Source organism: Stenotrophomonas sp. YJH_SMC_123, from assembly GCF_059368215.1.
Window position 1 is genome coordinate 140,781 of sequence record NZ_JCAFRM010000009.1, and the last position, 19,300, is coordinate 160,080.

Genomic DNA, 19,300 nt, shown 5'->3' on the forward strand with positions numbered 1-19,300 from the left:
CCGGCACGATTGAGCGGGATGGTTGCCTGTGTATACTATCCCCCAGTATAGTTCCGAGGTGGCCTGGTCATGCCGCACTCCCCCGAAGAGAAGAAGAAGGTCCTGGCCCGCGTGCGCCGCATCCGTGGCCAGTGCGATGCGCTGGACCGCGCGCTGGAAGCTGGCGCCGACTGCGGGCCGGTGCTGCAGCAGATCGCCGCCATCCGTGGCGCGGTCAACGGCCTGATGTCCGAGGTGATGGAGGCCCATCTGCGCGAGGAGTTCGGGCAACCCGCCGCCTCCGACGAACAACGCGCCGAACGCGTGCGCGACATGAGCGCGTTGATCCGTTCGTACCTGAAATAAACGACGGCGCAACATGGCGCCGCCCATCCTGTCATTGCCTGTCTCTGGAGAGTCCACCATGAAGTCCCGTGCCGCCGTCGCCTTTGGTCCCGGCCAGCCGCTGCAGATCGTCGAGATCGACGTCGCCCCGCCGAAGAAGGGCGAAGTGCTGGTGAAGATCACCCACACCGGTGTCTGCCACACCGATGCGTTCACGCTGTCCGGCGATGATCCGGAAGGCCTGTTCCCGGTGGTGCTGGGCCATGAAGGCGCCGGCATCGTGGTTGAAGTGGGCGAGGGCGTGACCAGCGTCAAGCCGGGCGACCACGTGATTCCGCTGTACACCGCCGAGTGCGGCGAGTGCCTGTTCTGCAAGAGCGGCAAGACCAACCTGTGCGTGGCCGTGCGCGCGACCCAGGGCAAGGGCGTGATGCCCGATGGCACCAGCCGCTTCAGCTACAACGGTGAGCCGCTGTACCACTACATGGGTTGCTCGACCTTCAGCGAGTACACCGTGGTGGCCGAAGTGTCGCTGGCGAAGATCAATCCGGAAGCAAACCCGGAACACGTCTGCCTGCTCGGCTGCGGCGTCACCACCGGCATCGGCGCGGTGCACAACACCGCCAAGGTGCAGGAAGGCGACAGCGTGGCGGTGTTCGGCCTCGGCGGCATCGGCCTGGCGGTGATCCAGGGTGCGCGCCAGGCCAAGGCTGGCCGCATCATCGCGGTGGACACCAATCCGTCCAAGTTCGAACTGGCGCGCGAATTCGGCGCCACCGACTGCATCAACCCGAAGGATTTCGATAAGCCGATCCAGCAGGTCATCGTCGAGATGACGACCTGGGGCGTGGACCACAGCTTCGAGTGCATCGGCAACGTCAATGTGATGCGCGCGGCGCTGGAATGCGCGCACCGTGGCTGGGGCCAGAGCGTGGTGATCGGCGTGGCCGGTTCGGGCCAGGAGATCTCCACCCGTCCGTTCCAGCTGGTGACCGGCCGCAAGTGGATGGGCACCGCCTTCGGTGGCGTGAAGGGCCGCAGCCAGCTGCCGGGCATGGTCGAGGATGCGATGAAGGGCGATATCGAACTGGCCCCGTTCGTCACCCACACCATGGAACTGGACAAGATCAACGACGCCTTCGACCTGATGCATGAAGGCAAGTCGATCCGTTCGGTGGTCCACTACTGAGCCGCGGCGTGGGCTGGTTCGACGCCCTGCGCAGGCCGCGTGCGGAGGATCCACGCGCGGCCCTGGTCGACCCGATCGAGCAGGCGCTGCGCGCGCTGGCGTGGGTCGAGGGCGGCGTGGGTCCACCGCGCGTGGTGGACTCGCCCTTCGGCATTGATGAAATGCCGTTCGAGCACTGGCTGGCACAGGTATTCCTGCCGCGCCTGCACGAAGCCCGCGCCGACGGCCAGTGGCCACCGCGCAGCGACGTGGCGGTGGCGGCGTACCGCAACCTGGACGGCCAGCCTGGCGTCGAATCGTTGCTGCGCCTGCTGGCACAGCTGGATGAACTGATCAACCAAGGCGTCCACGCCGGGCGTGGATAAGCCGACCAAGGTCGGCATCTACCAGAAGCACGCGTGCGCTGACGCGCCGCGCAGGAGAGCACCATGGAACGCATTGAACACCGCGCCTGTTTTGGCGGTTGGCAGGATGTCTACCGCCATCATTCGACCACGCTGGGCTGCGACATGCAGTTCGCCGTGTACCTGCCGCCGCAGGCGGAAACGCAGACGCTGCCGGTGCTGTACTGGCTGAGCGGGCTGACCTGCACCGAGCAGAATTTCATCACCAAGGCGGGCGCGCAGCGCTATGCGGCCGAACACGGCGTGATCATTGTCGCGCCTGATACCAGCCCGCGCGGTGATGACGTGGCCGATGCCGAAGGCTACGACCTGGGCAAGGGCGCAGGGTTCTACCTCAACGCCACCCGTGCGCCCTGGGCGAAGCACTTCCGCATGCATGACTATGTAGTGCACGAGTTGCCGGCGCTGATCGAAGCGGAGTTCCCGGCGACCGGCGCACGCGCCATCAGCGGGCACTCGATGGGCGGCCACGGTGCGCTGGTGATCGCGCTGCGCAATCCGGGGCGCTACCGCAGCGTGTCGGCGTTCTCGCCGATCGTCGCGCCCAGCCATGTTCCGTGGGGGCAGAAGGCCTTCCACGCCTACCTTGGCGACAACCCGGCCGACTGGGCGCAATGGGACGCCTGCGCATTGATTGCCGCGGCCAGCGAGCGCCTGCCGTTGCTGATCGACCAGGGCGAGGCGGACGAGTTCCTGCAGACCCAGCTGCAGCCGCAGCGCCTGCAGGAGGCCTGCGCCGCTGCCGGCCATCCGCTGACCCTGCGCCTGCAGCCCGGCTACGACCACAGCTACTACTTCATTGGCAGCTTCATCGGCGAGCACATCGCCCACCACGCCCGCGCCCTGCAGGGCTGAGCCCCCGGGAAAAAGGGGACGGAGGGGATTAAGTCGCATTTGCCGCTGTGCCGCAAACGACTTAATCCCCTCCGTCCCCTTTTTCAGCGATGGATCACACCCTCGTGGCGTCGCCCCGCGCTATCGTGCGCGTAGACGGCCTTGCGGATCGGGGGATGCATGCCGGTAGTGCTGGCGCTGCTGTATGTGCTGTGCCATGGCCTGGTGCTGGCCTTGTGGCCTGGTCCGGCCGGGGTAGGCTCCTTCGTTTTCCTGACCGGTGCCCCGTTGCTGGCGGCGGCCGCCTGCCTGTGGCGGGCCCGCCGCGACCGCGCGGCACTGGGGTGGCGCGCCACGGCATTGGCGCTGCTGCTGTGGGCCGGCGGCATGGCGTTCAACATGATCGACGCCCTGGGCGCCGGGCGTGCCGATTTCACCCCGCGCGCAAGCCTGTTCCTTTACGTGCTCTACGGTGTGCCCCTGGTGTTCATCCTGGCCAGGGCGCGCCGGGAACGGGTCAGCATCAGCCTGATCGATGCGGCCATGGCGGCGCTGCTGGGCGTGCTGTTCTTTGTGCACGCGCAGTCGTTCGCCGCCCGCGTTGACATCGACGACCACGCGTTGTCCAACATGCAACGCATGTTCGATATCCAGAACCTGTGCATCGCCGTGTTCGCGGTGGTGCGCTGGCTGGCCGGCGACGTTCCCGAGCGGCGTACCTTTTTCCGCGCGCTGGCGATGTATGCGGCGACCTACCTGTTGGTGGCGTATTACATCAACCACTACACCTCCGGTGATGCGTTCGGTGCCTATGCCGATCTGCTGATCGATCTGCCGTTCCTGCTGCTGGCGCTGCTCGCACTCAGCCAGGCACCGGCGCGGGTCCTGACGCCGCATCCGCGGATGGCGCGCACGGTGCAGGCGGCGGGCCCGATGATCCTGCCGCTGCTGCTGCTGGTGGTGGGCACCCTGGTGGTCGACCATGCCCGGCCCCTGGCCGTGAGCGGTTTCGTGGTGGCGACGCTGGGGTTCGGCCTGCGCAGCATCCTGCTGCAGGTGGACCTGATGGAACGGCAGGCCTCGCTGGACCAGCTGGCGCGCCAGGATGGCCTGACAGGCGTGGCCAACCGGCGCGAGTTCGACGCGCTGCTGCTGGCCGAGTGGAATCGCGCACGGCGCAGTGGCACCGAGCTGGGCCTGCTGCTGTTGGATATTGATCATTTCAAGGCCTTCAACGACCGCCACGGCCATCCCGCCGGCGACCGCTGCCTGCAGGCCGTGGCAGCGGTACTGAAGGCGAGCGCCGGTCGCGCCGGTGACAGCGTCGCACGTTATGGCGGCGAGGAATTTGCGGTGATCGTGCCCGGAAGCGCGCTGTCGGGCGTTCTGGCGCTGGCCGAGCGCCTGCGCCAGGCGGTGGAAGCGCTGCCGTTGCCGGAAGGATCGGTCAGTATCAGCATCGGCGTGGGTTACCTGCATCCGCCGGCTCTGGCCAGTGCCGATCAGTTGCTGGCAGACGCCGATGCCGGCCTGTATGCCGCCAAGCGGGCTGGCCGCAACCAGGTGATCCTGCATGCGCACGTGCTGGATGACGAGGGCAGCACGCACGGAACGATGGACTGTTGAGCAGCTCTCTGCATGCGATCACACGGGGGGCGTGACGGCTTATCGCTGCCGCAACCAGCCGGTCGGATCGAGCAGCCTCAGCCCGACCGGTGACAACGAGCGCTGCCGCAACGGCAGGCGTGCCGCCTGCACGGCCATCGCACAGCGTGCCAGTTGCCGGCGCAACGGTGCCAGCGTGTCGTCTTCGCGGGGCCGCGCATGCCGCCATTGTGCGATGCGCAGCAGGCAGACCAGCAGGTCCAGTTCGCTGGCGGCAATGAAGGGGGAGCCGGCGGGCAACAGGTCGATCGGTGCCGCCGGCGCGGCCAGCAGCGGCAGCAGGCCGATGAAGGCGTCGCAGCCCTCCCGGCCAAGCCCGAGTCCGCTCAGCTGGGCAAGGCCATCGGCCTGCAGATCGGGGTCGCGCAGCTGGCGTATCGCGCCCAGCAGCGCCTGTTCGCCCCGGCCGAACTGTCGACCGAAGGCGCGGTAGTTGACCCGGGTGGGAAACAACGGGGAACGGGAGGCCATGGTGGCTAGGGCTGTGGGTCGCGGGTTTCCACCAGCACCGGACAGGGCGCGTGGTCGATGGTCCATTGCCCGATCGAGGGCTCGAACAGGCGTTCCAGCCGGGACAGGTGGCGATGGCCGATCACGATCAGGTCGCACTCCAGGCGCCGGGCCTGCTCGCTGATCACTTCGCCGGGATCGCCGGAGGGGATCTGCGCGATGGCATCGACGCCGCGCTCGCGCAGTTCGGCCAGGGCTTCGGCCAATACTGCCTCGGCGCGGGAGCGCTGGCGGGCGGCTTCCGGATACTCGGTGCGATCGGCTTCGCTGGCATCGGCCGCCAGCGCGAATTCGGGGTCGAGCACGCACAGCAGGTGCAGGCGGCTGTGGGGGCCGGCGATGGCGGCGGCCAGGTCCAGCACGCGTGCGTGCTGGGGGCCACCATCCAGGGCGACCAGCAGGGTAGTGAACATGGATGTCTCCTTGGCGGGACGGGGATGGTCGCCGATGTCACCGCGCGCACCCATGCCGTGCGCGGCAGTCAATGAATGCGTCGAACGCAATCCACGGTGGTTGCAAGTGCCGTAGAGTCATCTGATTTACTGGAGACTGTCATGCCCCTGCCGGACCTGAACCTGTTGCTGGCACTGGACGTACTGATTGACGAATGCAGCGTGGCCGCCGCCGCGCGCCGCATGAACCTGAGCGCGCCGGCGATGAGCCGCACCCTGGGCCGGATCCGCACTGCGCTGGGTGACCCGGTGCTGGTGCGTGCCGGCCGCGGTCTGGCGCCCACGCCCCGCGCGCTGCAGCTGCGCGAGCAGGTCCGCGATGTGATCGAGCAGGCCCACCGCGTCTTCAACGCTGGTCGTGAAGTGGACATGCGCGTGCTCGAGCGAACCTTCAGCGTGCGCGCCAATGATGTCTTCATCGGTGGATTTGGCGGTCGCCTGCGCGAGATCTTCCGCCAGCAGGCACCGCGCGCGGTGCTGCGCTTCGTGCCCGAGGGCGATACCGACGATGATGCGATGGCGCAGGGCCGGATCGACCTGTACATCAGCACCGCCGGCAAGCATGCGCCCGATACCAAGGTGCAGAACCTGTTCAGTACCTCGTTCATGGGCGCCGCGCGCGAGGACCATCCACTGTTCGACGAGGAGATCAGTGCAGAGCGCTTTGCCGCGTGTGACCACATCGCGGTGTCGCGCCGTGGCCTGCCGCGTGGGCCGATCGATGATGACCTGGCCACGCTCGGCCTGCAGCGCCGCGTGGCGCTGATCAGCCCGACCTTCCACGGTGCGATCTTCGCGGCGGCCGAATCAGACCTGATCCTGCCGCAGATGCCAAGCGTGATGCTGGAGCGGATCGTCAGCATGCGCCTGCCGCTGCGCCTGTTCCCGCTGCCGATCCCGGTGCGTACCGCGGCCATCGTGCAGGCCTGGCATCCGCGGCTGGACAACGATGCCGCGCACCAGTGGCTTCGCCGTTCGATCAAGACCATGTGCGAGCGCGTCGAGGACGCCCACCGCTGAGACCCGCAGGCGTGCGCTGGACGCACGCCTGGGATGCCGGCGACGCCATTTTTCACAGGGTACCGGCTCCCTAGACTGCGCTCCCCGGAGTTTCACTGAGCGCATTCCAATGACCCTCAACATGCCGTGCACTGCACGGATCGGTGCCTGGCGATGAGTGCGCCGGCCGCCGCTGTCCCGGCCGCCGCAGCGCCCCGTCCTGCCGCCGCCCCCGGGCTCGATCGCCGCATTCTGGTCGGCCTGTGTGGCGTGCTGCTGGCGGTGCTGGTGTCCGGCTTCAACGAGAACATCACCAAGGTCGCCCTGGCCGACATCCGTGGCGCGATGGGTTTCAGCGTCGACGACGGCAGCTGGATCGTCGCCCTCTACAGCGCGATGTCGGTCAGCGCGATGGCCTTCGCGCCGTGGTGTGCCGCCACCTTCTCGCTGCGCCGCTTCGCATTGGCGATGATCGGTGGCTTCATGGTGCTGGGCGTGCTGTGCCCGCTCGCCCCGAACCTGCAGGTGTTCCTGCTGCTGCGTGCATTGCAGGGCCTGTGCGGCGGTGCACTGCCGCCGTTGCTGATGAGCGTGGCGCTGCGCTTCCTGCCGCCTGGCATCAAGCTGTACGGCCTGGCCGGCTACGCGTTGACGGCGACGTTCGGCCCGAGCATGGGCACGCCGCTGGCCGCGTTCTGGGTCGAGCAGGTGGGCTGGCACTGGGCGTTCTGGCAGATCGTGCCGTACTGCCTGGCCGCCATGGCGATGGTCGGCTGGGGCCTGCCACAGGACCCGCTGCGGCTGGAACGCTTCGCCCAGTTCGATGGCGTTGGGCTGCTGCTCGGCCTGCCGGCGCTGGTGCTGCTGGTGCTGGGCCTGGTGCAGGGCCCGCGGCTGAACTGGTTCGATTCGCCGATGATCACGCTGATGATCGGAGGCGGTGCCGGCCTGATGGTGCTGTTCATGATCAACGAATGGTTCCACCCGCTGCCGTTCTTCAAGCTGCAGTTGTTGGCCAACCGCAATCTCAGCTACTCGCTGGTCACGCTGGGGGGCGTGTTGTTCGTGCTGCTGGCGGTGATCTCGATACCGTCCGGCTTCCTGGCCAGCGTGCAGGGCTACCGGCCGCTGCAGACCGCACCGATGCTGCTGTGGGTGGCACTGCCACAGGTGATCGCGCTGCCGCTGGTGGCGGCCCTGTTGAACATCCGCGCGGTGGACTGCCGCTGGGTGCAGGCCACCGGCCTGGCGATGCTGGCACTGGCCTGCTGGCTGGGCTCGCACCTGGACGTGGCCTGGATCCGCGACAACTTCCTGTGGGTGCAGCTGCTGCAGGTGTTTGCCCAGCCGATGGCGGTGCTGCCGCTGCTGATGCTGGCCACCGGCGGCCTGGCGCCACAGGATGGCCCGTTTGCCTCGGCCTGGTTCAACACGGTCAAGGGCTTCGCTGCGGTGCTCGCCGGTGGCGTACTGGATGCCATCGCCCAAGGCCGCCGTCATTTCCATTCCACCGTGCTGGTCGACCGCCTTGGCGAGCAACCGTGGCTGGCCGATGGCCCGCAGCTGGGCGCGCGCCTGCATGCACAGGTGCAGGCGCTGACTTCTGCCGACCTGTACTGGGTGGTCGCACTGGTGGCGCTGGCCTTCATTCCCCTCATTGCCTGGATGCCCACCCGCATCCATCCGCCACGCGCCGTGGCCTGAACCTTTCGCAGGAACCCCTCATGACGATCAATCGAACCCCTCTCAACACCGGCCTGGGCCTGGGCGTGCTGGCCCTGGCCATCGGCGCGTGGCTGCTGCTGCGCGATGGCGGTCACCAGACCACCAACAATGCGTACGTGGTGGCCGACTACACCCTGGTAGCGCCGAAGATTGCCGGCTTCGTCAGTGCCGTGGAGGTAGAGGACAACCAGTCGGTGAAGGCCGGTGACGTGCTTGCGCGCATCGACGACCGCGACTACCAGGTGGCACTGCAGGCTGCGCGTGCCGACCTTGCCAATGCCCGTGCGCAGCTGGCCAATGCGCAGGCCGCACTGGCCCAGCAGGACTCGCTGATCGCGCAGGCCAGGGCCAGCGTCGATGTCAGCCGTTCCGAACTGACCCTGGCCAGTGCCGACCAGCAGCGTTACCGCGAACTGGCCCGTGATGGCGCCGGTACCGTGCAGAACGCGCAGCAGGCGCAGTCGAAGCAGGCCGTGGCCAGTGCGCATCTGCAGCAGGGCCAGGCCGCACTGTCGACCGCACGCCAGCGCACCGACATCCTCAGCGCGGGCGTGCAGGCTGCACAGGCGGCGGTGCAGCGTGCAGAAGCGGCACAGGCACGCGCCGAACTGGATCTGTCGCACACCGTGCTGCGCGCGCCGATCGATGGCATGGTCGGTCGCCGCGCAGTGCGCGTCGGTGCCTACCTGACCCCGGGTACGCCGGTGGCTGCGGTGGTCCCGCTGAAGCGCGCCTTCGTGGTCGCCAACTTCCAGGAAACGCAGATGACCCGCATGCAGGCCGGCCAGCAGGTCGAACTGAAGGTGGACGTATTCCCGGGCACGCCGCTGCGCGGGCACATCGACAGCATTGCACCAGCCACCGGCGTCACCTTTGCTGCAGTCGCACCAGAGAACGCCACCGGCAACTTCACCAAGGTGGTGCAGCGCATTCCGGTGAAGATCGTGCTGGAGCCGGGCCAACCGCTGCTGGACCAGCTGCGTGCCGGCATGTCGGTGGAAGCCAACGTTGACCTGGGCAGCCGCGCGCGTGCGCAGAGCATGCAGCACGGACCGGGCCACAAGCGCGGGGAGGGCGCATGAGCGCCATTACCGTTTTCCGCACCTTCGTTGCGGCCAGCCTGTGCACGGCCCTGGCTGCCTGCGCGATGGGCCCGGGCTTCGTACGCCCGCAGGCGGAACTGCCCGGCCACTGGCAGGGTGGGGCTGTCGCCGGCAACGCCATCGATCAGGACGCCGCCTGGTGGGCCGGCTTCGACGATCCGCTGCTGGGGCAGCTGGCCCACCAGGTGCTGGCGGCCAACCTGGACCTGCAGCTGGCCGCCAACCGCGTGCAGCAGAGTCGCACCGCGCGCGGCATCACCGCCGCCGATCACCTGCCCAGCGTCAGCGCGAGCGCCAGTGGCGTGCGTGCACGCTACAGCGAAGTGGGCCTGAATGATCCGTCCGGCAACGGCGGCCGTGATGACTACGGGCTGTTCCAGGCCGGTATCGGCCTGGGCTGGGAACTGGACCTGTGGGGCCGCGTGCGGCGCCAGGTGGAAGCGGCCGACGCGCGCGTGCAGATGGCCGAGGAGGATGCACACGCCGTGCGCATCGCGCTGCTGGCGGAAACCGCGCGTGATTACCTGCAGCTGCGTGCGACGCGGCAGCTGCTGGCGATCACCGAGGACAACCTCAGCATCGCGCATGACATCAAACGGCTGACCGAGGCGCGCCAGAAGCAGGGCGTGGCCAGCACGCTGCAGGTGTCCAGCGCGGCCGCGCAGGTGGCTTCGCTGCAGGCGCGCATCGCGCCGCTGCGGCATCGCGAATCGCAGCTGCGCAATGCGCTGGCGTTCCTGCTGGCACAGCCGCCGCAGGCACTGGACGCGCAGCTGCAGGATGCACGCCGTGACTGGCCGGCGTTGCCAGCGGTGGCGGTGGGTCTGCCGAGTGAACTGGCCGAGCGTCGCCCGGACATCCGTCGTGCCGAGGCGGCACTGCATGCGGCAACGGCCGGCATCGGCGTGGCCAAGGCCAGTTTCCTGCCGCGCATCACCTTGAATGGTGACGCAGGCTTCCAGGCCAAGCAGCTGGATGACCTGGATGGCTGGAACGCGCACCGTTTCAGCATCGGGCCGTCGATCAGCCTGCCGATCTTCCAGGGCGGGCGGCTGAAGGCGAACCTCGCGCTGAGCAGGCTGCAGCAGCAACAGTCGGCCCTGCAGTTCCGCCGTACCGTGTTGCAGGCCTGGCATGAGGTGGACGACGCCATGGATGGCTACAGTGCCGAGCAGCAGCGCACGGTGCAGCTGCACGTGGCGGTGGATGAGAGCGAGACGGCACTGGGGGTGGCGCGCCGGCAGTACCAGGCCGGCGTGGTCGACATGCTGGACGTGCTGACCACCCAGCGCATCGCGCTGGACAACCAGGCCGCGCTGGCCAACAGCCAGGCCGCCGCCGCGATCGCGCGGGTGGAGCTGTACCGCGCGCTGGGCGGTGGCTGGTAGCGATAGGGGAAACGCCGGGCCATGCCCGGCGGTTCGTCGGTAGTTGCCAACCTTGGTTGGCAGCTTTTTTTGGAGGGCCAACCAAGGTTGGCGTCTACCAGAGCATGGTCATCGGCACCGGGTCGATCACGACACGGGCACGGTAGCGCCGGGCCATGCCCGGCGGGCGGGTGCCTCAACGCACGTCGCGCAGTTCCCAGTGGCTGCCGGCCAGCAGGCGCAGGCGCTGCTTGAACACGTCACTGTCGATGCGGGTGGTGGCGACCAGGTTGATGCGCAGGTCCTTCTGCTCGCCGGTCACGGTGGCCTCCGGGTCGGTCACGCCCCACTGCGGTTCCACCGCATCCGGGTCGGGCTGCTTGGCCTTCCAGCGTTCGAACAGCGTGCCGCTGCGCAGGGCATCCTGCAGCTCTTCGGCGAAACCGGCGGCGCCCTGGGAATGGAAGGACAGGTCAGGGTCGTTGCCGCGGGCCTTGGACGGATCGGGCAGGCTGATGTGGTACTGCGCAGGCATGGAGTTCTCCTTGAAGTGCGGCAAGGCTGGCACAGTCGGGGTGGAATCGATGTGCAGATTCCGGCCGTGGCCAGCGCTCATTCGAACCGATGCGGCCCATCGGCAAATCCCACGGTGACCGCGCCCTTGCCGACGTTGACCATGCCGGTCAGGCTCATCACCGATTCGTACACGGTCACGCCATGGCCGGCGCAGACCTCTTTCATCTGTGCATAGCCGGGCAGGCTGCGCAGCTCGTCCAGTTCGCCGCCGTAGCTGACGCACACCGTCGGCGTCATCAGCCCGGCACGCACGCGCTGGCCGACCACCGCGAACAGCTTCTGCACGGCGCTGTCGAAGCCCTTGATCTTGGCCACCGGCCCTGTCTCGCCACGGTAGCCGTGCAGCACCGGCTTGATGTCCAGTGCACTGCCCAGTGCCGCGCTGAGCAGGCCGACACTGCGGTCGCCCTTGTGCCGCGCGCGTGCGCGCATGTAGTACAGGTCGCGGGTGATCATGTAGCCGTGCACGTTGCCGGCCAGTTCTTCCAGCCGTTCGCGGATCTGCTGCACGCTGGCGCCACTGTCACGCAGGCGGACAGCCTCCACCGCGGTCACGGCCTGCGCGGCGAACAGGTTCTGGGTATCAAGTACGCGCAGCGCGAACGGCGAGTTGTAGCCCGCTGCCTGCCGCACCGGCTTGTAATCGTTGAGGATGGCGAAGCTGGCCTGCAGCGCGTTGTCGTGGATCGGGCTGCGGGTCTTGGTGATGGTCATGCAGAACACGTGGTCGTAATCGATCACCAGCTGCTGCAGGAACAGGTCGCGGATCTGGTTGACGCTGAAGGGGATGGTTTCCGCTTCAGCGCCATGTTCGGCCACATGCGCGTGCAGGAAGCTCAGGGTGGCCTGCTCATCGCGATGATCGGCCAGCACGGCTTCGCCGATCCGTACGGTGATCGGCAGCAGCACGATGTTGTGCTCGGCAATGAAGTCCTGCGGCAGGTCGCAGGCCGAGTCGACGACGATTCCGATGCGCATCCGCGGCTCCCCCTCCAGGGCGGTTGTAGGTTCGGAAATGTGAAATCTATCTCAAATTCCGGCGTGGCGCGCGAGGGAAACGCGGCACGCCCTGTTCAGCGACTGCGCTGCACGGCCACCGGAAGCTCGGCCAGGCGCTGCCATTCGGGCTGCCGCAGCAGATCCGGGTCGGCCAGCACCGCCGCCATCAGTGGGTGGGCGTCGTTGCCCCAGAACAGTTCGCCATCGATGGCCAGGGTCGGCACGCCGAACACGCCGGTTGCAATGGCGGCCTCGGTGTTCCTCCGCAGCTGCTCCTTGACCGCGGGAGTCGCGATGGCGCTGGCGACATCCTCGATCCCCAGCCGCGCGGCTGGTTCGCGCAGGGCCTCGGCGCTGTCGGCGGCATTGCCGTCGCGCCAGATCCAGTCGAACAGCACGTCCACCGCCTGTGCGCTGCCACCCGCGGCCAGGCACAGGCGCAGGGCAGACAGCGGATTGAACGGGTGGCCCGGCGGGAACCGCAGCGGTGTGCCTTCGGCCTGCGCGGTCCACAGCAGCTGGCGGTAGATGAAGCGGCGCTTGGCCGGAATCTCGGCCGGCCCGAGGTTGCCCAGGTGATGCAGCACGGCACCAAAGGCGATCGGCACCGGCTGGATCCGCGGGAACTCGGGCAGCTGCTTCAGCTTCTGCCAATGCAGGTAGGAGTACGGCGAAACGAAGTCGAAATACCAGCGCAGGGTGGCCATGGTGGTGTCCTTCAATGCGGTCAGGGCTGCGCGTTGCGCAGCAGGTAGCGATCGCGCAGCTCGGTCTGGCGCGAGCGCATCGGCATCGCCCGGCCGCCCAGCCAGACCTGTTCGGCATAGTGCGCCACGTCCAGCGGGTCGCCCTCCCACAGCACCAGGTCGGCACGCTTGCCCGGCTCGATGCTGCCGATCTGGTCGGCCACACCGAACGCCTGCGCCGGCACCCGGGTCAGGCCGGCCAGGCCGTCGGCCCAGGGCAGTCCATTGGCCACGGCATTGCCGGCCAGCTGGCGCATCTTGCGGGCGTTGTGCGAGGCGTCGCCACGCTGCACGAACGAGACCGCCACGCCGGCCCGTTGCAGGCGTGCCGCATTTTCCAGGGTTGCACCGATCTGGTCGAAGCTGGCCGGCAGGTTGGACAGCACGTCGACGAACACCGGCACCTGCGCGGCGGCCAGCTCCGGTGCCAGCTGCCAGGCTTCGCTGCCACCGGCAATGGCGATCTTCACCTTCTCGCGGGCGGCCCAGCGCAGCAGCTGGCGGATGTCCGCCGCACGGTCCACCTCCACCACGATGCGGCCCTGGCCGGCCAGGTAGCGGCCCAGCGTGCGGCGCCCGGCCGGGGTCAGCAGCGCATGCGGTGAGTCCGCGGCGACCTGGCCACGCGCCTCGTCCACCATCTGCTGCAGCAGCATCCATTGCGCCGCACGCGAATGCCCGGTCAGTTCCACTGCGGCCGACCCCAGGCGCAGGAACAGCGCGCGCGGCCCGAGGGGATCGGCGCTGCCGTCCAGCCGCATCACACCGCCCTGGCCAGCGACGAAGCCGCCACCGGTGGCGGCCCCCAGGGCGGTGAAGCCGATGCCGTCCAGGCGCGCCACCGGGATCAGCACCGAGGCCGGGTTGTAGGCCAGGGTGACATCGAATTCGGGGCGCAACGGTTGTTCGCCGATCTTCAGCGTGCTGTCGACCGTGCTCGCTTCACCGGAGACTTCTTCGATGCCGATCTCGGTGATGCCCCCGAACAGCGCGGGTGTCAGCGGGCGGCCATCGGCCTCGACGACGTTGGCCCCGGCCGGTGCGGACAGCCCGTTGCCGACTGCGCGGATGATGCCGCCCTGCACCAGTACATCGGCGTGCTGCAGGCTGCCGCGCGCGCTGGCCGTATGTACGGTGGCGTTGCGGACCAGCAGGTCCTGCGCCTGCGCGGCTGCGGAGAGGCAGGCCAGCACCATGACCGTAGCGCCGAGCCGTGCCCGGCGACGCTTGTTCAACGCGCCCATCAGTGCACCTCCTGGCCGAGCTGGAAATCGGAACGCGGCGTCGCTGTCGGCGCACTGCGGTCGTACAGGCGGCGGCCGTCGATGAAGACCTGTTCGGCCAGCGCGTAGGAACCGAAGGGGTTGCCGTTCCACACCACTACGTCGGCCATCTTGCCGGCCTCCAGGGTGCCGGTCTGGCCTTCAATGCCCAGCGCTCTGGCGGCATTGGCCGTCATCCAGGTGATGGCATGTTCGGGCGTGATCTCCGGCATGTGCGCGCGGCGCGCGGCGGCGATCACCTTGGCCGCTTCCTGGTTCAGGCGCTGGATGCCTTCGGGCGAATCGGAATGGACGATGGCGCAGCTGTTCTTCGGCCGGTCGACCAGTGCGATGTTCTCCGGAATGCCATCGAAGGCTTCCATCTTGAAGCCCCACCAGTCGGCCCACAGCGCACCGCAGACGCCGTCGGCGGCCAGCCGGTCGGCCAGCTTGTAGGCCTCTACGCCGTGGTGGAAGGCCGCCACCTTGAAGCCGAATTCCTTGGCCAGGTCGAGCATGGTGGCCATCTCGTCGGCGCGGTAGCAGTGGATGTGCACGCGGATGTCGCCTTCGATCGCGCCGGCCAGCGTGTCCAGCTTGAGATCGCGCTTGCCGCCGGCATCACCGGCGCTGTCGCCCTTGTCGCTGCCGAACCAGCCCTTGCGCTTGGCCGGCTTGGGTTTGTTCTTGGCGATGTAGTCGGCAGCATCGATGAAGGCGGCGCGGTAGCCGGCAACGTTGCCCATCCGCGTGGCTGGGGCGACGCCCTTGCCTTCGCCGTAAACCCGTTTCGGGTTCTCGCCGCAGGCCATTTTCAGCCCCCACGGAGCACCCGGGAATTTCATGGCCTGGTAGGTGATGGCCGGCACGTTCTTCAGGGTCACGCCACGGCCACCGACCAGGTTGGCCGAGCCAGGCAGCACCTGCATGCTGGTCACGCCTCCGGCCAGGGCTGTAGCGAAGCCCGGGTCCTGCGGCCACACCGAGTGCTCGGCCCAGACATTGGCGGTGACCGGTGCGGTCATCTCGTTGCCGTCGCTGTGCGCGCCGACGCCCGGGCTGGGGTACACGCCCAGGTGCGAGTGCACGTCGATCAGGCCCGGGGTGACCCACTTGCCCCGCGCATCGATGCGGGTGACCCCGGCATCGGCCTGCAGCTGGCGGCCCACGGCGGCGATGCGGCCCTCGCGCAGCAGCACGTCGGCGTTGTCCAGGCGCTGGCCGGTGCCGGTGAGCACGATGGCGTTCTGGATCAGCACCGGCGCATCGGGATGCGCCCGGTAGGTGCTGGGGTAGGGATCGGCGACGAAGCGCGAGGCGCCCATCGCCGGTGCCGTGCTCAACGAAACCAGCGCCATCCCAAGAGCGGCGCGCAACACCATCGATGCCATGCAGAGATCCCCAACCCACGCGTGAATCCGCCGACGCTATCCGTCGTCGATACCACTTGCCAAGTGACCTTGGGCAGGGGCAGGGGTGGGGATTTTCCTATACAAAAATTCTGAACGAAGCATTAATTTTTTGTGACACCTGCCGCTACCAACCGGTGGGACAGCGAGCGCTGACCCGCCGTGAGGTGTGCTTTCCATTGCTCCATGACGGAGCTGCACCTGAAATATTTCAAGGAATCAAGGACGTAACTGCAGATGATTGTCTTCCCGTCGTATCGCTCCACCGCTTCCCGCCGCTCGATCCTCCCCTCACCCCTGGCCTCGGCCATTGTTGGCTCGCTGCTGATGGCCGCCGCTCTGCCGGCGCTGGCCCAGGACAGCAACGCAGACGCCTTGTCGCGTTACCAGTTCCAGCGCAGCCTGCAGGCCGCGTTTGCCGCACCGGTCCTCACCGCTTCGCCGTCGCTGGCCGTCGCCGCCGCCGATGTGGAAGTCGATCCGGAACCCATCATGGGCAAGCCGGGTGATGCCGCCAGCTGGCGCACCACCGAATTCAACAGCGACTGGGGCCTGCAGGCGATCAACGCCGATGTGGCCTACGCACGCGGCCTGACCGGCACCGGCATCCGCCTGGGCGTGTTCGACAGCGGCACCGGCCTGGACCACGACGAGTTCGCCGGCAAGGACCACCGCAGCATCCATCTGGCCGACGTGCTGGCCGATGGCAGCCTGTGCGCGCGCGAAGTGCTGAGTGGCCCGGACGCCTGCTTCGCCAGCGACGGTGACCAGGTGGCCGTGTCCTACCAGCTGCTCGACCCGGACTATGCCGATCTGCTGGAGCGCAATGGCTTCTACGAAGGCCTGAGCTACAACGTGCACGGTACCCACGTGTCGGGCACCATCGCCGCCAACCGTGATGGCAACGGCACCCACGGTGTTGCCTTCGGCGCCGACCTGAGCGTGGCCCGCCTGTTCTCCAACAGCGCCACCTACCTGTCGGTGGTGAATATCGGCGGTTCCCTGTATCTGGACGAACAGACCATCGCCGCCATCCAGGCCGACGATTCGATCTACCCGCAGCTGTATGCGCAGATGAACGAGCAAGGTGTGCGCGCCATCAACCACAGCTGGGGCCTGGCCAACGAGCCGACCACAGCGGAAGACCTGGACATGTACCAGTCGCACCCGGTGTTCGCCGCCAGTCTGGCTGCGATGGCCGAAGGTTCGCGCAGCAGCGGCCTGATCCAGGTATGGGCCGCTGGCAACACCGATTCGCCCAACACTTCGCCGGAAGAAGCGCCGATTGCCGGCATGTATGCCTCGCTGCCGCGCGCCGTCGCCGACGTCGAGCCGTACTGGCTGGCCGTGGTCAACGTCAATCAGGACCTGGAGCTGAGCAACCGCTCGATGCGCTGTGGCCTGGCGGCGAACTGGTGCCTCGCCGCGCCCGGCTCGAACATCAACTCGACCGTGTACGGTCCCGATTCGGTGATCGAAGGTGATTTCTACGATGACAATGGCAACCTGGTGGTGGACATCATCAGCCAGACCCCGTCGTCCGATTACGAGGAACTGAGCGGCACGTCCATGGCCGCCCCGCACGTCACCGGCGCGCTGGGCCTGCTGTTCGAGCGCTTCCCGTACCTGGACAGCGCGCAGGTGCGCGACGTGCTGCTGACCACCGCCACCGACCTGGGTGCTGCAGGCGTGGACGATGTCTACGGCTGGGGCCTGATGAACCTGGCTGCGGCCGTCGAAGGCTACGGCTCGCTGCGCGTGGACACCGATGTGGTGATGAACCAGAAGGCCGGCGGCCTGAAGGTGTGGGAAGGTGATGCATGGGACGACTGGACCAATGACATCGGCGGCCCGGGCAAACTGACCAAGAGCGGCATCGGCTGGCTGCGCCTGAGCGGCGACAACAGCTTCAACGGCGCGGTGGTGCGCGAAGGCGTGCTGGAACTGGACGGCGTGAACACGCTGACCAGCGCCGTGGACGTGACCGGCGGAATCTTCCTGCTGAACGGCACCCTGCAGAACACAGCGCTGAACAGCCTGGGCGGCAGCAGCCGCATCACCGCCACCGGTGTGCTGGACGGCTCGGACCTGACCGTCACCGGCGGCGTGGTGTCCTTCAACGGCGTGCAGACCGGCGGCAGCACCTTCGTGGGTGAAAAGGGCACGCTGAAGGGCGTGGGCCAGCTGGGAAACACCACCGTGGCCGGCATCATCGCTCCGGGCAACTCCATCGGCACGCTCACCATCAACGGTGACTATGTGCAGACCGCCACTGGCGTGTACCAGGCCGAGGTGGCCCCGGGCAGCCGCAGCGACCAGCTGCACGTGACCGGCACCGCCACCCTGGGCGGCACCCTGGTGGCGCTGCCGGAACCGGGCACCTACTACCTGGGCGAGCAGTTCAACTTCATCCAGGCCGACGGCGGCGTGAACGGTCGGTTCGCCAGCACCGATTTCAGCGCCTTCTCGCCCTTCCTGCAGTTCGGCCTGGCCTACTCCGCCGCCGGCGCGCGCATTGAAGTGACCCGCGGCAACGCGCTGGCTACCGCGGCCACCACCGCCAACCAGTTGGCCGTGGCCACCGTGGTCGACGGTCTGGCGGTCAACCAGGGCCTGCCGCGTCCGCTGACCATGCTGTTCCCGGAACAGGTGGGCAGCGCACTGGACAGCCTCAGCGGCGAACTGCATGCCGCCACCAGCGCGGCCCTGCTGGAAGGCAGCCGCTACGTGCGTGATGCCGCGCTGGCCCGCCGTGCCGGTGCCGCTGCACCGGGTGCCGAAGGCGGCGACGCCACCGGTGTGTGGGTGCAGGCCCTGGCCGGCAGCACCACGCTGGATGGCAACACCAACACCGCCCGCACCGAAGCCAACAGCAACGGCCTGCTGGTCGGTGCCGACCGCGAGTTCGGCGGCTGGCAGGTGGGCGTGCTGGCCGGTACCGGCCGCACCGACGTGAAGCAGGGCGAAGGGCGCCGTGCGAGGTCGAAGGTGGACAACACCCACTTCGGCGCCTACGCCAGCCACAACTGGGGCGGTTTCGGCCTGCGTGGCGGCCTGGCATGGAGCGAACACGATGTGGACAGTACCCGTGAGCTGGCGTTCGCCGGTTACAGCGACACCCTGAGCGCCCGCTACGACGCGCGTACCCGCCAGGCCTTCATCGAAGCGGCCTACCGCTTCGGTGGCCGCGAGGCTGGCCTGGAGCCGTACGTGCAGGTGGCCCGCGTGGAAGTGGACACCAAGCACGTGAACGAGCGTGGCGGTGCTGCGGCCCTGCAGGGTTCGGTGGACGACGTGCGCACCACCCTGGCCACGGCCGGCGTGCGCTTCGACAAGGGCCTGAAGGCCTCGTTCCAGCAGGACAGCTGGTTGCACGTGCGCGGCGCGGTGGCGTACCGCCACGCCAGCGGCGACCGCAACCCGTCGGCCCGCCTGGGCTTTGCCACCGGCGGTGACAGCTTCGTGGTCAACGGTGCACCCATCGCCGACAGCGCGGTGGTGGCCGAACTGGGCCTCTCGGCCTGGCTGACCGCCAAGCAGCAGCTGGAACTGGGCTACAGCGGCCAGTTCGGCGACGAAAGCCGCGACCACGGTGCCAACCTGCGCTGGTCGGTGCGTTTCTAAGCCACCGGCTCCCGCAGGGAAACCAGGAGGGGCGGCCGTTGGGCCGCCCCTTCTCTTTGTGTGGCAGGGCAGGCGCAGCGTTGCCTACAATGGCGCCCCTGCAGAACCGGAC

At 68.1% G+C, this 19,300-nt stretch carries 17 protein-coding genes; 10 read left to right on the forward strand and 7 right to left on the reverse strand.

Going from position 1 to position 19,300, the window contains the following annotated elements; all coding sequences use genetic code 11:
- Positions 1-69: 69 nt before the first annotated feature.
- The 5 genes from frmR to AC5P5W_RS18690 all read left to right on the forward strand — a co-directional run bounded on the left by frmR (position 70) and on the right by AC5P5W_RS18690 (position 4,377).
- Positions 70-345: a formaldehyde-responsive transcriptional repressor FrmR gene (gene frmR / locus AC5P5W_RS18670; RefSeq protein ID WP_005411009.1), complete on the forward strand. Its 276-nt coding sequence runs from the start codon at positions 70-72 to the stop codon at positions 343-345.
- Between the two features lie 58 nt (positions 346-403).
- Positions 404-1,513, forward strand: a complete 1,110-nt coding sequence (locus AC5P5W_RS18675; protein WP_049440659.1) for an S-(hydroxymethyl)glutathione dehydrogenase/class III alcohol dehydrogenase — start codon at positions 404-406, stop codon at positions 1,511-1,513.
- Positions 1,514-1,521: 8 nt separating this feature from the next.
- Positions 1,522-1,878 carry a YqcC family protein gene (locus AC5P5W_RS18680; RefSeq protein ID WP_197574886.1) on the forward strand — a complete coding sequence of 119 codons (357 nt, stop codon included), beginning with the start codon at positions 1,522-1,524 and terminating at the stop codon, positions 1,876-1,878.
- A gap of 63 nt (positions 1,879-1,941) precedes the next feature.
- A complete protein-coding gene (gene fghA, locus AC5P5W_RS18685; RefSeq protein ID WP_197574884.1) occupies positions 1,942-2,772 on the forward strand; it encodes an S-formylglutathione hydrolase in 831 nt (276 codons plus the stop codon).
- A gap of 159 nt (positions 2,773-2,931) precedes the next feature.
- Positions 2,932-4,377 (forward strand): GGDEF domain-containing protein, encoded by a 1,446-nt coding sequence (locus AC5P5W_RS18690; RefSeq protein ID WP_049408786.1) that lies wholly within the window; start codon positions 2,932-2,934, stop codon positions 4,375-4,377.
- 39 nt (positions 4,378-4,416) lie between these two features.
- Here the strand turns inward: AC5P5W_RS18690 and AC5P5W_RS18695 are convergent, their stop codons facing one another.
- The gene (locus tag AC5P5W_RS18695) at positions 4,417-4,887 is read right to left on the reverse strand and encodes a hypothetical protein (protein ID WP_197574882.1); all 471 of its coding nucleotides are present in this window, start codon (positions 4,885-4,887) and stop codon (positions 4,417-4,419) included.
- A gap of 5 nt (positions 4,888-4,892) precedes the next feature.
- On the reverse strand, positions 4,893-5,339 hold the full coding sequence (locus AC5P5W_RS18700; protein ID WP_046432504.1) for a universal stress protein: 447 nt from the start codon (positions 5,337-5,339) through the stop codon (positions 4,893-4,895).
- A 141-nt stretch (positions 5,340-5,480) separates the two neighbouring features.
- Between AC5P5W_RS18700 and AC5P5W_RS18705 the strand changes: the two genes are divergently transcribed.
- From AC5P5W_RS18705 to AC5P5W_RS18720, 4 genes are all read left to right on the forward strand, one after another.
- Positions 5,481-6,398 carry a LysR family transcriptional regulator gene (locus tag AC5P5W_RS18705; RefSeq protein ID WP_014648381.1) on the forward strand — a complete coding sequence of 306 codons (918 nt, stop codon included), beginning with the start codon at positions 5,481-5,483 and terminating at the stop codon, positions 6,396-6,398.
- A gap of 153 nt (positions 6,399-6,551) precedes the next feature.
- On the forward strand, positions 6,552-8,081 hold the full coding sequence (locus AC5P5W_RS18710; protein WP_014648380.1) for an MFS transporter: 1,530 nt from the start codon (positions 6,552-6,554) through the stop codon (positions 8,079-8,081).
- Positions 8,082-8,101: 20 nt separating this feature from the next.
- A complete protein-coding gene (locus AC5P5W_RS18715) occupies positions 8,102-9,184 on the forward strand; it encodes an HlyD family secretion protein (protein ID WP_197574880.1) in 1,083 nt (360 codons plus the stop codon).
- Positions 9,181-10,593: an efflux transporter outer membrane subunit gene (locus AC5P5W_RS18720; protein ID WP_197574878.1), complete on the forward strand. Its 1,413-nt coding sequence runs from the start codon at positions 9,181-9,183 to the stop codon at positions 10,591-10,593. Before AC5P5W_RS18715 ends, AC5P5W_RS18720 begins: the two co-directional genes overlap by 4 nt.
- A 175-nt stretch (positions 10,594-10,768) precedes the next feature.
- On the opposite strand, the gene AC5P5W_RS18725 is transcribed toward AC5P5W_RS18720, so the two are convergent.
- From AC5P5W_RS18725 to AC5P5W_RS18745, 5 genes are all read right to left on the reverse strand, one after another.
- Positions 10,769-11,107 carry a hypothetical protein gene (locus AC5P5W_RS18725; RefSeq protein ID WP_005410998.1) on the reverse strand — a complete coding sequence of 113 codons (339 nt, stop codon included), beginning with the start codon at positions 11,105-11,107 and terminating at the stop codon, positions 10,769-10,771.
- 77 nt (positions 11,108-11,184) lie between these two features.
- Positions 11,185-12,126, reverse strand: a complete 942-nt coding sequence (locus tag AC5P5W_RS18730; RefSeq protein WP_032956590.1) for a DegV family protein — start codon at positions 12,124-12,126, stop codon at positions 11,185-11,187.
- Between the two features lie 95 nt (positions 12,127-12,221).
- Positions 12,222-12,854 (reverse strand): 2-hydroxychromene-2-carboxylate isomerase, encoded by a 633-nt coding sequence (locus tag AC5P5W_RS18735; protein ID WP_032956588.1) that lies wholly within the window; start codon positions 12,852-12,854, stop codon positions 12,222-12,224.
- Between the two features lie 20 nt (positions 12,855-12,874).
- The gene (locus tag AC5P5W_RS18740; RefSeq protein ID WP_075076351.1) at positions 12,875-14,137 is read right to left on the reverse strand and encodes an amidohydrolase family protein; all 1,263 of its coding nucleotides are present in this window, start codon (positions 14,135-14,137) and stop codon (positions 12,875-12,877) included.
- A complete protein-coding gene (locus AC5P5W_RS18745) occupies positions 14,137-15,546 on the reverse strand; it encodes an amidohydrolase family protein (protein ID WP_197574876.1) in 1,410 nt (469 codons plus the stop codon). The genes AC5P5W_RS18740 and AC5P5W_RS18745 overlap by 1 nt, the downstream gene beginning before the upstream one ends.
- Before the next feature lie 255 nt (positions 15,547-15,801).
- Between AC5P5W_RS18745 and AC5P5W_RS18750 the strand changes: the two genes are divergently transcribed.
- Positions 15,802-19,188, forward strand: a complete 3,387-nt coding sequence (locus AC5P5W_RS18750; RefSeq protein WP_070490521.1) for an autotransporter domain-containing protein — start codon at positions 15,802-15,804, stop codon at positions 19,186-19,188.
- Positions 19,189-19,300 lie beyond the last annotated feature (112 nt).